Raw genomic sequence first — 12429 nt, 5'->3', positions numbered from 1 at the left:
GCTCTCGTCGAGCGACTCCCGACCCTGAGGAACCCCGTGAGCCTGATCCGCCTGAACAACGTCGGCATGCAGTTCGACGACAAGGTCATCCTGCGCGAGGGGTTCCTCAAGCTCCGCGAGGGCGACCGGGTGGGGCTCGTCGGGCGCAACGGCACCGGCAAGACGACGTTCCTCGAGCTGATCCTCGGGCGCCAGGAGCCGACGTCGGGCACGGTCGACCTCAACGCAGGTCTGACGATCGGCTACTTCTCGCAGTTCTCCGAGCTCGAGGGCCACCTCAGCGTCGTCGAGGAGCTCAGCAACCTGTTCCCTGAGGTGCACGCCACGCAGGCGCGGCTCGACGCGATCGGCGAGCGGCTGGGCGAGGCCGGGGCCGACGAGATGGACCGGCTGCTCGCCGAGCAGGCCGAGCTGTTCGAGACGATGGACGCGCTCGACGGCTGGTCGTACGAGAACACGATCGACACCGTGCTGACCCGGCTCGGCTTCGACGCCGATCGGCGCGCGCTGCCCGTCGACCAGCTCTCCGGCGGCTGGCGCAACCGCGCGGCGCTCGCCCGGATCCTGGTGCAGGGTCCCGACGTGCTGCTGCTCGACGAGCCGACGAACTTCCTCGACCTGGTCGGCGTGCGCTGGATCGAGGGCTGGCTGCAGACGTACCCGGGCGCCGTGCTCGTGGTCTCGCACGACCGGCAGTTCCTCGACGGCGCGGTCACGCGGATCGTCGAGATCGAGAACCGGCGGCTGCACGAGTACGAGGGCGGCTACTCCGCGTACGTGCGCGCCAAGCAGACCCGCATCAAGACGCTCGAGCGCCAGTTCGCGCACGAGGAGGAGCTGCTCGCGTACGAGGCCGAGGCGAGCGACGCGCGCCGGCAGGCGGTCAAGGAGCGGGGGACCGCGCGCAAGCTCGCGGACATCAAGAAGCGGCAGGCGCCGCGCCCGGTCGACGAGATCATCACGACGATCTACGCCGACCTGCACGTCAGCGAGAACCTCGTGCAGGTCGAGGGCATCACCAAGGGATTCGGCGGCGACCCGCTCTTCGAGAACCTCACCTTCTCGCTGCACCGCGGGGACCGCGTGGCCGTCGTCGGCGCGAACGGCTCCGGCAAGTCGACGCTCCTCGACGTGCTCACCGAGGTGACCGACGCCGACGCCGGGAGGATCGTCTGGCGCAAGGGCGCGGGCTTCGTGTCGTACAACCGGGTGGTCGACGAGCTCGACCTCGACGACACGGTCGCGCACTTCATCAGCGCCGCACCCGGGACCCTGGCATTCAGCGCGACGAAGAAGAACGTCAACCGCTTCCTCACGATGCTCCAGTTCTCCGAGGCCGAGCTCAAGCAGAAGATCGGCACCCTCTCGGGTGGTCAGCGTGCACGCGTCGCGATCGCGTCCTGCCTGCTCTCGGGCGCGTCCGTGATCGTGCTCGACGAGCCGACCAACCACCTCGACCTGGCCAGCGCGCAGGTCATGGAGCGTGCGCTGATCCACTTCCCGGGTGCCGTGGTGGTCGTCAGCCACGACCGGTTCTTCATCGACAAGGTCGCCGACCGGCTGCTGACCTTCGACGGATCCGGCGCGGTCGTGGAGAGCGCCGCGACCGGCGCGCTCTGAGGCGCACACTGGGCTCATGTCCGACTGGAACCAGACCATCATCGACGAGTTCCGCGCCAACGACGGCACGGTCACCACAGGCGGCTTCGGCCGTGGCCTCGTGCTGCTGCACCACCGCGGCGCGAAGACGGGCGAAGCACGCGTCAGCCCGGTCGCGGCGATCCGCGACTCGGGCGAGGTGTGGCTCGTGGCCGCCTCCAAGGCCGGCGCAGACACGAACCCCGCGTGGTTCCACAACCTGCTGGCCCACCCCGACACGAGCATCGAGACGCCCGACGACGGCACGGTCGACGTGCACGTGACCGAGCTGATCGGCGCCGCGCGCGACGAGGCGTGGGAGCGGTTCAAGGCGCGGTCGTCGGGGTTCGCGTCCTACGAGGCGAAGACGACCCGGGTCATCCCGGTGCTGGAGCTGCGCCGCCGCTGACCGCGAGGACCCCAGCCCCGGCGATTGCACCTAGCGGCACGTGCGCCGACAGGAATACCGTCGGCAGCAGGGGCAGGGCATCGTCATTTCTTCTTCTGGGCCGGAGGCCCCTCTTGTCGCTCGATCGAGCCGACACGACGGGAACCCATGGAGGAAACGATGAAGCGCTTGGTATCGCTCATGGCCGCCGCAGTCCTGGCACTCTCTCTCACATCGTGTTCGAGCGACTCCCCCACGGTCACGAAGCCGAGCGACTCGGCCGCCGAAGAGACACCGGGTGGGGATGACAGCTCGGCTGACGACACCGCCGACGACGACACCGGTGGCGAAGACCCAGCGAGCTCCTCGGACCCGGTCTTCGGAGACACCGTCACCTACGACGACGGCATGGAGATCACGGTCGGCAAGCCGAAGAAGTTCACGCCGAGTGAGTACGCGGCCGGCGCCGACGGGGATGGGACGCCCATGAAGTTCACCATCACCGTGAAGAACGGCACCGACAAGGCGTTCGATCCGACTCTTGTCTACGCCACGGCGTCGTCAGGTGGTGAGGAGTCCGAGTCGATCTTCGACACAGACGCAAAGCTCGGGATGAGCCCGCAGACGGCGCTCAAGCCGGGCAAGTCCGTGAAGTGGGACGTCGGGTTCATGATCGCGGACCCGAAAGACATCACGCTCGAGGTCGCGCTCAACGACGACTTCAGCCGTGACTCAGCGGTCTACAGCAACTAGCGACGAGAGTCGGGGCCCCTCCCTCGCCGCGCGCGGGGGAGGGACCGACCGACCGCTATGCGAGCTCGCGCGCCGGGCTGGCCGCGGGTGAAGGCACGCGGGATCGCGCGAACAGCGGCCGGTCGGCGCGCAGGCTCATCGGCACGGCGACGGCCGCGACGGTCAGGATCCAGGGCGAGTAGTCGATACCGAGCAGCAGCCAGATGCTCGAGTGCATGAGCAGTGCCGCGGCCGCGAACAGCGCGCGCGTCCGGCGGATCGCCAGCCACAGCGGGGCGGTCAGCTCGAGCGCGAGCGCCCCGCCGGCCATGCCCTGCGCGAGCCACGCGTGGTCGGCGACGAACGAGGCGAGGCCCGCCGCCCGGTCCACGGCGCCCTGGCGCAGGATCCATGCCATGTTGTCGCCGAACACCCAGTGCAGGCCCGAGTGCCGCAGCTTCTGGAGCCCGGTGAGGAAGTAGACGCTCGCCATGACGACCAGCGCGGCGCGCGGGGGCCAGCCCCAGGCGACGGTCGAGCCTGTCTCCCCGCGCGCGGGCGGCCGGGCGAAGAGCAGCGGGAACGCCACGGTCACGGTCAGCACGTCGTTGTGCATGACCTTGCCCGACGCGCCCCACCACGCGCACAGCGCCACGTAGACGAGCCACGCGACGAGGAACGCGACGCGGGGACGGCGACGCGCGACGACGGCGACGACCGCGGCGATGCCGAGGACCTGGAGCGCGACCAGCAGCCATGCCGGTGGCGCGCCCGGGTACCAGGCCATGACGTTGAGGTGCTGGGTGAGCACCGCCGGGCGGTCCGCGATCAGCGTCCAGTCGCGCGTGAGCAGCCGCCAGCCGATCACGAGCGCGAGCAGGGTCTGGACCTCGACGAGGCGGAACCAGGGACCGGGGGCGGTGAGTGCGCCGTCGACGCGCGCGACGAGGCCCCTCACGGCCGGACCACCGTGACGACCTCGCTCCCGACGACGTGGGACACGCCCGTCGGGTCGGTCGAGCGTGTCGTGCGGACGAGCTCCACCTCGGTCACGGCCGCGGGGTCGATGCCCGCGGTGGACAGCCACGCGCGGACCTTCGCGCGCTGCACCTCCGGGCGCGCGTGCGCGAGGTGCGCGAACTGGTGGGTCGTGGTGCTCATGACCTGGTTGGCCGGGACTCGCACGGGCGTCCGGGTGCCGTCGGGTCCGACCGCCTGGAGCTGCAGGCCGACCGAGGTGCCCGTCCGGACCGTCGAGAACAGGCGGAAGGACGTCAGCGGCCAGGCCTCGAGCCCGGACAGTGCGACGAGCAGCAGGACGACGACGGTGCCGACCGTCACCCGCCTGGCTACCCGTCGCTGCGCGGACTCGGCCGCGTCGAACGTGGTCGTGCTCATCGTGCCCCCTTGCCGACCATCCCCCAGAGAGGTCGCTGGGCGTCACTATGCCAGCGCCGGGCACCCCGCGGGGGTGATTAGATCGATGCGTGTCACGTGCCGAGGTCGTCGTCGTCGGGTCCGGTCCCAACGGGCTCGCCGCAGCGGTGACCTGCGCCCGTGCGGGACTGCGGGTCCAGGTGCTCGAGGCGCAGCCGACGGTCGGGGGTGGTGCTCGCACGCTCGACCTCGGGCTGGCGGACGGGATCGTCCACGACATCTGCTCCGCGGTGCACCCGATGGCGTGGGCGTCGCCGTTCTTCGCCGAGTTCGACCTGCGGGCGCGGGGCGTCGAGCTGCTCTCGCCCGACGTCTCCTTCGCGCAGCCGCTGCCGGACGGCCGGGCGGGCCTGTCCTACCGGTCCCTCGACCGCACGGTCGACGCGCTGGGGGTCGACGGCGGGGCGTGGCGCTCGCTCGTCGGGCGGCTCGCCGAGCACCACGAGCACACGGTCGCGGTGGCCCTGGGGGACAAGCGGTCGATCCCGTCGGGCCTGCTCCCGGCTGGGTTCGGCACCGCGACGGCGTTCGGGCTGGCCGTGCTCGAGCAGGGGACCCGGGCGTGGGACCGGCGGTTCGTCGACGACGTCGCGCCCGCGCTGCTGACCGGCGTCGCGGCGCACGCGATCACCCCGCTGCCCTCGTTCGCCGCCGCCGGGACCGCGCTGCTGCTCGCGTCGCTCGGGCATGCCGGTGACGGCTGGCCGATCCCTCGGGGAGGCTCGGGCGCGATCACCGCGGCCCTCGTCGCCGACCTGCTCGCGCACGGCGGGGAGATCGTCACCGACCTGCGCGTCGCCCGGTGGGAGGACCTGCCACCCGCGCACTGCTACCTGTTCGACACCACGCCCCGCACCCTGACCACCGTCCTCGGCGACCGGCTCCCCCCGCGCGCGCGGCAGCGGCTCGACGCGTTCGAGTACGGCAACGCCGCGGCCAAGGTCGACTTCGTGCTCGACGGTCCCGTGCCCTGGACGGTGCCCGACGTCGGCCGCGCCGGCACGGTGCACGTCGGCGGCACCCGTGCGGAGATGGCCCACGCGGAGTCCGAGGTCGCGGCCGGACGGCACGCCGAACGCCCGATGCTCCTGCTCAGCGACCCGAGCGTGGTCGACGAGACGCGCCGGGTGGGCGGACGGCGCCCGCTGTGGACCTACGCGCACGTCCCGTCGGGCTCGGACGTCGACGTCACCGAGGCGGTCACCGCGCACATCGAGCGGTACGCGCCCGGGTTCCGCGACGTGGTCGTCGCGAGCCGCTGCATCCCCGCGGCGCACATGAGCGAGCACAACGAGAACTACGTGGGCGGCGACATCTCAGCTGGGGCGGCGACCATCAAGCAGATGTTCGCGCGGCCCACCGCGTCCTGGGAGCCGTACTCGACCGGCCGCGACGGCGTGTACCTCTGCTCCGCGTCGACGCCTCCCGGGCCCGGCGTGCACGGGCTGAGCGGCTGGTACGCGGCGCGGCGCGCGCTGCGCGAGGCCTTCTCGATCACGGAGGCACCCGCGCTGGGACCGGCGGCGTGAACCGGTTCCGCGACCCGCAGGTCGTCCTGTTCAGCACCGACGTCGAGCGCTCGGCGGCGTTCTACGCGCGGCTCGGGTTCGTCGAGACGTTCCGCGTGCCCACCGAGGGCGACCCGATCCACGTCGACCTGCGGCTGGACGGCTGCACGCTCGGGATCGCCTCGGTCGCGTCCACGCGCGACGACCACGGACTGTCCCCGGTCGAGTCGGGTCAGCGCGCGGCCGTCGTGGTGTGGACCGACGACGTCGTGGCCGCGCTGGCCGAGCTCGGCGCGGTCGTGCTCAAGGAGCCCCACGAGTGGCTCGGCCGGTTGCTCATCGCCTGGGTCGCGGACCCCGACGGGCAGCCCGTCCAGGTCGTGCAGGAGCTCAGTCGAGCGGGTTGAGGTCCTTGTCGTCGTGCTTCGCCGTGAACCGGGCGGTGCCGCGGGTCGCGAGCACGCGGGCGACGGCGACGAGAGCGCCGGTCAGCGCGGCGGCGGCCACCAGCTCGGCGACGCCGGCGTCGCTGTCGTCGTCGGGCTTCGGGGGCTTGTGACCCGTCTTGGCCTTCCAGCCCTGCGCGATGGCCTGCTGCACGATCCAGGCGGCACCGAGCGCGGTGGCGGTGCCGACGAGGCGCGCGACCATCGTCTGGCTCTTCTTGTCGGACACGGGTGCCTCCTGGTGACGAACGGGGTCTGCTCCGACCGTATCGTCCGGCGGGCGTCGGTGCTGGTTGGAGCCGGTTGGAGCTGGTCGGAGCTACGATGGGCGACGAACGACAGGGGAGCGTCAGGCCAGGTGCCTGGACGCTGAGAGTGCGGACAACCGCAGACCCTCGAACCTGATCCGGTTTGCACCGGCGTAGGGAGTCGGGCTTCTCATCTCCGTGGTCGTCGTCGGGCGCCTGCAGGTCACCGACGACGAGCGCGGAGACCCCTCCAGACGATGGAGGAACACGCACCATGCCGAAGAAGATCTCGGTGGTCGCCACGACCGCCCTGATGGCGACCCTCGCGGCGGCCTCGCTCGCCGCATGCTCGTCGTCGTCCGACGACCCGGACCCGGCCGCCGGCGGGACGACGAGCGCGGCACCCGGGTCCGTCACGCTCGTGACCCACGACAGCTTCGCGCTGTCCGACGGGATCCTCGACGACTTCACCGCGCAGACCGGCATCACGGTCAAGGTCGTCCAGCAGGGCGACGCGGGCGCGCTGGTCAACCAGCTCGTGCTCACCAAGGACGCGCCGCTGGGCGACGCGACGTTCGGCATCGACAACACGTTCGCGTCGCGGGCGATCGACGAGGGCGTCGTCGTGCCCTACACGTCGGCCGCACCCGCCGCTGCCGACGCCGCCCAGCACTCCGTCGGCGACGGCCTGACCGCGGTCGACTACGGCGACGTCTGCATCAACGTCGACCACGCCTGGTTCACCAAGAAGAAGCTGGCCGAGCCCACGAGCCTCGACGACCTGACCGACCCGAGGTACAAGGACCTGCTCGTCGTCCCGAACGCGGTGACCTCGTCGCCCGGGTTCGCGTTCCTGCTGGCGACGATCGGCGCCAAGGGCGACGACGGCTGGCAGGCCTACTGGGAGGCGCTGAAGAAGAACGGCCTCAAGGTCGCCGACGGCTGGTCGGACGCCTACTTCACCGACTTCAGCGGCGGCGGCGCCGACGGCCCGCGGCCCATCGTGCTGTCCTACGCGTCCTCGCCCCCGTCGACCGTCCCGAAGGGCGGCGGCGACGCGACGACCGGCGCGCTGCTCGACACCTGCTTCCGGCAGACCGAGTACGCCGGCGTCCTCGCCGGCGCGAAGAACCCCGCCGGCGCCGAGAAGCTCATCGACTTCCTGCTGTCCGACGAGGTCCAGGCCGACATCCCCGGGTCGATGTACATGTACCCGGTCAGCAAGGCCGTCGCGATCCCCGCCGACTGGGAGAAGTTCGCACCGCTCGCGACGACGCCGTTCGACGTCGACCCCGCGGCGATCGCGGCGAACCGCGCGACGTGGCTCGCCGACTGGTCGCAGACGGTGATCGGCTGACGGTGTCCGCCCCGACGCTGACCCGTCCCGCCCCCGCGGCGGCGCCCTCGGGCGCGCCCGTGCGTGGCCGGCGGGGCGGGTTGGCGTGGTTCTGGGTGGTGGCCGTCGCGCTGCCGCTCGTCTTCCTCGGGCTGTTCTTCGCCTGGCCCGTGGTCGCGATGATCTCGCGCGGGTTCGTCGTCGACGGGTCGCTGGACCTGTCGGGTTTCGCCGACGTGTTCTCCCGGCCGCGCACGTGGCGCATCGTCGGGCTGACGATCCTGCAGGCGACGGTCGCGACGACGATCGCGGTGCTGCTCGGCGTCCCGGGTGCCTACGTGCTCTACCGGCGCCGGTGGCGCGGGCGCGCCTTCGTGCGCGCGCTGGTCACGGTGCCGTTCGTGCTGCCGACCGTCGTGGTCGGCGTCGCGTTCCGCTCGCTGCTCGTCTCGGGCGGGCCGCTCGGGTTCCTGCACCTGGACGGCACCCTGGTCGCCATCATCGCCGCGCTGGTGTTCTTCGACTACGCGGTCGTCGTGCGCGGCGTCGGCGGGATGTGGGAGCGGCTCGACCCGCGTGCGGAGCAGGCGGCCCGGGCGCTCGGCGCCTCGCCGTGGCGCGCGTTCCGCACCGTCACGCTGCCCGCGCTGACGCCGGCCATCGCCTCGTCGGCGTCGCTCGTGTTCCTGTTCTGCGCGACCGCGTTCGGCACCGTCCTCGTCCTCGGCGGGCTGCAGTTCGGCACGATCGAGACCGAGATCTGGGTGCAGACCACGCAGTTCCTCGACCTGCGGGCGGCGGCCGTGCTGTCCGTGGTGCAGCTCGTGATCGTGGGCGCCGCGCTGAGCCTGGCGGGGCGTGCGCGGTCCCGGCGGGAGCGGGCGCTGGCGCTCTCGTCGTCGGCGTCGTCCGTCCGGCCCCTGACCCTGCGGCGCGCGCCCGGGACCCCGCCGCGCGACGGGCACGGGCTCGCGCTCGCGGCCGCGGGGGTCACCGCGCTCGTCGTCGTGCTGCTGTGCCTCCCGCTGGTCAACCTCGTGGTGCGGTCGCTGCACGTGGGGGACGGGTGGGGGCTCGACCACTACGCGGCGCTCGGGTCGACCAGCGGGGGCATGACCGTCTCGGTGTGGACCGCGACGCTGACGTCGCTGCGGACCGCGCTCGTCGCGACCGTGCTGGCGCTGGTGGTGGGCGGGCTCGTCGCACTCGTCGTCTCGCGGCGGCCGCGGGCGGTGGCCGGCCGACGAGCCGTCGCAGGGCTGGACGCGCTGTTCATGCTGCCGCTCGGGGTCTCGGCCGTCACGGTCGGGTTCGGGTTCCTGCTCTCGATGCACGAGCCGTTCGGGCTGCCGATCGACCTGCGGACGTCCGGGGTGCTGGTGCCGATCGCCCAGGCCGTCGTCGCGGTGCCCCTCGTCGTGCGGACCGTGCTGCCCGTCCTGCGGGCCATCGACCCGCGGCTGAAGCAGGCCGCCGCGACCCTGGGGGCGTCGCCGGGGCGCGTGCTGCGGTCGGTGGACCTCGCGCTCGCGACCCGGTCCATCGGGCTCGCGGTCGGGTTCGCGTTCGCGGCCTCGCTGGGGGAGTTCGGTGCGACGTCGTTCCTCGCGCGGCCCGACGACCCCACCCTGCCCGTCCTGATCTTCCGGCTGATCGGCCGACCCGGGCCGGACAGCTACGGCATGGCGCTCGCGGCGTCCGTGGTGCTCGCGGTGCTGACCGCCGGGATCGTGGCCGCGTGCGAACGGCTGCGTGCCCCTGGTTCTGGAGGTGACTGGTGATCGGTCTCGGACTGCACGACGTGGTCGTGCGCTACCCCGGGCTCGACGCGCCCGCGGTGGATCGCGTGTCGGTGGACGTCGCCCCGGGGGAGGTGCTCGCGCTGCTCGGCCCGTCCGGGTGCGGCAAGTCGTCCCTGCTGCGCGCGGTCGCGGGCCTCGAGCCGCTGGCCTCGGGCTCGGTGACCTGGGACGGCGTCTCCGTGGCGGACGTGCCGGTGCACCGACGTGGGTTCGGGCTCGTGTTCCAGGACGGTCAGCTGTTCACGCACCGGGACGTGCTCGGGAACGTCGCGTACGGACTTCGCGGGTCCGGGCAGGCTCGGGTCTCCGAGCTGCTCGAGCTCGTCGGCCTGGCGGGGTACGAGCGGCGGGCCGTCGCGACGCTGTCCGGCGGGGAGCGGCAGCGGGTCGCGCTGGCCCGTGCGCTGGCGCCCTCGCCGCGGCTCCTGCTGCTCGACGAGCCCCTGTCCGCGCTCGACCGCTCGCTGCGGGAGCGGCTCGCCGTCGACCTGCGCGCGGTGCTCGTCGCGACCGGCACGACCGCCGTGCTCGTCACGCACGACCAGGACGAGGCGTTCGCGGTGGCCGACCGCGTGGCGGTGATCGCCGCCGGGGTGCTCCTGCAGGTCGCGTCGCCGCCCGACCTGTGGCGTCGGCCCGCCTCGCGCGAGGTCGCGCGGTTCCTCGGGTACGAGGCGTTCGTGCCGGCATCGTCCGCGGCGGCCGCGCCCCTGCGCGATCTCGTGCCACCGGGCTCCGGCTCCGTGCTCGCACTCGCCGAGGGGGCGTTCGTCGTCGACCCCGTGGCGCCGGTCGCCAAGGGGACCGTCGTGGGGATCACGTCGCGGCGCGGGCGGTCCGAGGTACGGGTCGACGTGCCGGGCATCGGGCCCGTCACCGCGCTGGGTCCGGTCGGTGCGCGCTGGGCCGCCGGGGACGTCGTCGGGCTCGGCGTCGACGGGGACGCTGTCGCGGCGCTCGACTGACGTTGCTACGGTCGACGGGTCAGCCGCCGAGCACACCGAGGTGATGAGCGATGACGCTGGACCGCCGCGAGGTCGTCGCGCTGGACATCTCCGCCCCGCCCGCCACCGTCTGGCAGCACCTCCGCCAGCCCGACCTCGTCCGCCGCTGGTACCGCTGGGACTCGCCCACCCTGGACGACGAGGTGCGCGACTTCGTCGCCGCGAGCGAGGGGCGTGACGACGCCACGAACCACACCCTGACGTGGCACAACCACGACGTCCTCACCGTGGGTCCCGCGCCCGGACGTCCGTCCGCCGCGCACCTGACGGTCACCCGCAGCAGCCATGACCTCGCCGGCTACGACGGCGTGCACGACCACGCGGACGCCGTGTGGGGCGCGTCCGCCGAACAGCTGCGGTTCGCCGTGACCGTGCAGAACACGCAGCCCCGCCGCACGCTGTCGGTGTTCGGCCTCGACGCGGGCGACCTGCGCGACCGCCTGCTCGACCGGGCCGGGCTGCACGGGATCCGCGGCGTGCCCATCGGAGGGAACGTGCAGGCGCGTCGGCCCGACGGGACGCTCCTCGGCGGGACGCTCGTGCGCAAGAGCGACGACCTGATCGTGCTGCACCTGCACGGGATCACCGAGGCGATGCTCGTGCTCTTCGAGACGCCCGCCGCCAGCGCGCCGCCGCACGGCACCGTGGGCGCGGTGCTCTCGACCTACGGGCTGGACGACGCGACGTTCGAGCAGGTCCGTGAGCGGTGGACCGGGTGGTGGCGCGGGGCGCTGCGTTAGCGCGGAGGCGCTGCGTGAGCGCGGGGCGCTGCGTGAGCGCGTCAGGCCAGGTCCAGCTGCCACTCGCCCGCCCCGCCGGCGGGGCGGAAGCCGAGCTCGATGTTGATGGACAGCATGGGCGCGTTCTCCTCGGCGTTCCACGTGCCGATGCGGCGGACGTTCGGCAGCTCCTGCGGGAGACGCTGCAGGTTCGCCGCCTTGAGCAGCATGCCGAGCCGGCGGCCGCGGTGCTCGCGGACCACCAGGGTGTCGTGCTGGTGCACGTACTCGTCGGTGTGCGGGACGACGAGGAAGCTCGAGTACCCGACGAGCGTGCCGGTCGGGACGTGCTCGGCGGCCACCGTGGGGTACGACATCCCGCGGTCGGCGAACTCCGCCTCGCGAGCCCGCACGCGCGGGCCGTCCCAGGACTCCTCTCCCCAGTCCAGCCCCGCGGTCGGCACGTCGGTGCTCATCCGGGTCTGCAGGATCGCGAACTGGTCGAGCCACTCGTCGGGGCAGCGGTCGGTCCACGTGATCACGCGGTACTCGTCGCCCCCGACCTGCTCCGCCTTCATCCGGTGCTCGGCCAGGACGTCGGGGTCGAGGGGGACGTCGAGGACCGAGCGCCGCTCGACCTGCTCCAGCCGCCAGCCGCGGCTCGTCGCGAACCGCACGGGCGCGGCATCGGTCGCGACGCGGCCCTCGCCCGTCGGCGCCGTGAGCGTGCCGGGGCCGGCGGGAGGCTCGACGGCCTGGTCGGTGGACGCCAGGACCTTGGTGCGGCCCGCTGCCCGGGCGGCGGCGATGACCTCGCCGTAGAGGGCTGAGCCGATGCCCTGTCGTCGTGCGCCCGGGACCGTGCCGACCTCGAGGTAGCCGGTGTGGGTGTTGTCCTGCTGCGGGAGGTTGAGCGCGGCGTACCCGACGGGGTTGCCGTCCTCGTCGAGCGCGACCCGGCGCCACTTGAGCTCGTACTGCTGGTCGCGGAGGCTGCCGGCGACCTCGCGAGCGTTCCGGCAGAAGTCCGTCACGCCCCACGTGTCGACGACGACGGTGTTCGCCGCCTCGACGTACGCGTCGAGCAGCCGCGGGTCCCGGCCGTCGACCTCGCGCAGCGTCCACATGGCCTCACCGTGCGCCTGACCCGCGTCCTGCGTCCAGCGGATAT

At 72.8% G+C, this 12429-nt stretch carries 13 protein-coding genes and 1 riboswitch; of the genes, 9 read left to right on the top strand and 4 right to left on the bottom strand.

The window, feature by feature from the left end; genetic code table 11:
- Nucleotides 1-36 precede the first annotated feature (36 nt).
- The 3 genes from EDF34_RS14245 (at nt 37) to EDF34_RS14235 (ending at nt 2779) form a co-directional block, all read left to right on the top strand.
- Nucleotides 37-1620, top strand: a complete 1584-nt coding sequence (locus tag EDF34_RS14245) for an ABC-F family ATP-binding cassette domain-containing protein (protein ID WP_123372156.1) — start codon at nt 37-39, stop codon at nt 1618-1620.
- A gap of 16 nt (nt 1621-1636) precedes the next feature.
- Entirely contained in the window at nt 1637-2047 is a 411-nt protein-coding gene (locus EDF34_RS14240) for a nitroreductase/quinone reductase family protein (RefSeq protein ID WP_123372155.1), read from the top strand.
- Between the two features lie 159 nt (nt 2048-2206).
- Nucleotides 2207-2779, top strand: a complete 573-nt coding sequence (locus EDF34_RS14235) for a hypothetical protein (RefSeq protein ID WP_158615096.1) — start codon at nt 2207-2209, stop codon at nt 2777-2779.
- A gap of 55 nt (nt 2780-2834) precedes the next feature.
- Here EDF34_RS14235 and EDF34_RS14230 read toward each other — a convergent pair whose 3' ends face one another.
- Nucleotides 2835-3716, bottom strand: coding sequence for a hypothetical protein (locus EDF34_RS14230; RefSeq protein ID WP_123372153.1), 882 nt, complete (start codon nt 3714-3716; stop codon nt 2835-2837).
- Nucleotides 3713-4156 carry a hypothetical protein gene (locus EDF34_RS14225; protein WP_123372152.1) on the bottom strand — a complete coding sequence of 148 codons (444 nt, stop codon included), beginning with the start codon at nt 4154-4156 and terminating at the stop codon, nt 3713-3715. Before EDF34_RS14225 ends, EDF34_RS14230 begins: the two co-directional genes overlap by 4 nt.
- A gap of 89 nt (nt 4157-4245) precedes the next feature.
- Between EDF34_RS14225 and EDF34_RS14220 the strand changes: the two genes are divergently transcribed.
- Both EDF34_RS14220 and EDF34_RS14215 read left to right on the top strand, forming a co-directional pair.
- Nucleotides 4246-5724, top strand: coding sequence for an NAD(P)/FAD-dependent oxidoreductase (locus EDF34_RS14220; protein ID WP_123372151.1), 1479 nt, complete (start codon nt 4246-4248; stop codon nt 5722-5724).
- Complete coding sequence (locus EDF34_RS14215) at nt 5721-6110, top strand: glyoxalase/bleomycin resistance/extradiol dioxygenase family protein (RefSeq protein WP_123372150.1); 390 nt, start codon at nt 5721-5723, stop codon at nt 6108-6110. Before EDF34_RS14220 ends, EDF34_RS14215 begins: the two co-directional genes overlap by 4 nt.
- Here EDF34_RS14215 and EDF34_RS14210 read toward each other — a convergent pair.
- Complete coding sequence (locus EDF34_RS14210; RefSeq protein WP_123372149.1) at nt 6094-6378, bottom strand: DUF4235 domain-containing protein; 285 nt, start codon at nt 6376-6378, stop codon at nt 6094-6096. The genes EDF34_RS14215 and EDF34_RS14210 overlap by 17 nt on opposite strands.
- Before the next feature lie 101 nt (nt 6379-6479).
- Nucleotides 6480-6594: riboswitch (TPP riboswitch) on the top strand.
- Nucleotides 6595-6671: 77 nt separating this feature from the next.
- Here EDF34_RS14210 and EDF34_RS14205 point away from each other — a divergent pair.
- The 4 genes from EDF34_RS14205 to EDF34_RS14190 are packed head-to-tail and all read left to right on the top strand — an operon-like array spanning nt 6672 to nt 11279.
- On the top strand, nt 6672-7754 hold the full coding sequence (locus tag EDF34_RS14205; protein ID WP_123372148.1) for a thiamine ABC transporter substrate binding subunit: 1083 nt from the start codon (nt 6672-6674) through the stop codon (nt 7752-7754).
- Nucleotides 7755-7756: 2 nt separating this feature from the next.
- Nucleotides 7757-9514, top strand: coding sequence for an iron ABC transporter permease (locus EDF34_RS14200; RefSeq protein ID WP_123372147.1), 1758 nt, complete (start codon nt 7757-7759; stop codon nt 9512-9514).
- On the top strand, nt 9511-10500 hold the full coding sequence (locus tag EDF34_RS14195; RefSeq protein WP_370450078.1) for an ABC transporter ATP-binding protein: 990 nt from the start codon (nt 9511-9513) through the stop codon (nt 10498-10500). Before EDF34_RS14200 ends, EDF34_RS14195 begins: the two co-directional genes overlap by 4 nt.
- A gap of 50 nt (nt 10501-10550) precedes the next feature.
- Nucleotides 10551-11279: a hypothetical protein gene (locus tag EDF34_RS14190; RefSeq protein ID WP_123372145.1), complete on the top strand. Its 729-nt coding sequence runs from the start codon at nt 10551-10553 to the stop codon at nt 11277-11279.
- 41 nt (nt 11280-11320) lie between these two features.
- Here EDF34_RS14190 and EDF34_RS14185 read toward each other — a convergent pair whose 3' ends face one another.
- Complete coding sequence (locus EDF34_RS14185) at nt 11321-12385, bottom strand: GNAT family N-acetyltransferase (protein ID WP_123372144.1); 1065 nt, start codon at nt 12383-12385, stop codon at nt 11321-11323.
- Nucleotides 12386-12429: the final 44 nt, after the last annotated feature.

Origin of the sequence: Cellulomonas sp. PhB150 (genome assembly GCF_003755175.1) — a bacterium.
Classification (GTDB): domain Bacteria; phylum Actinomycetota; class Actinomycetes; order Actinomycetales; family Cellulomonadaceae; genus Cellulomonas.
This window is presented reverse-complemented; position numbering and strand designations above follow the sequence as displayed.

Bases quoted from the DNA above. Each gene is read 5' to 3' on its own strand.
- EDF34_RS14240 (WP_123372155.1), top strand. From the start codon at position 1,637: ATGTCCGACTGGAACCAGACCATCATCGACGAGTTCCGCGCCAACGAC.
- EDF34_RS14235 (WP_158615096.1), top strand. From the start codon at position 2,207: ATGAAGCGCTTGGTATCGCTCATGGCCGCCGCAGTCCTGGCACTCTCT.
- EDF34_RS14225 (WP_123372152.1), bottom strand. From the start codon at position 4,156: ATGAGCACGACCACGTTCGACGCGGCCGAGTCCGCGCAGCGACGGGTA.
- EDF34_RS14205 (WP_123372148.1), top strand. From the start codon at position 6,672: ATGCCGAAGAAGATCTCGGTGGTCGCCACGACCGCCCTGATGGCGACC.
- EDF34_RS14190 (WP_123372145.1), top strand. From the start codon at position 10,551: ATGACGCTGGACCGCCGCGAGGTCGTCGCGCTGGACATCTCCGCCCCG.
- EDF34_RS14185 (WP_123372144.1), bottom strand. From the start codon at position 12,385: ATGTGGACGCTGCGCGAGGTCGACGGCCGGGACCCGCGGCTGCTCGAC.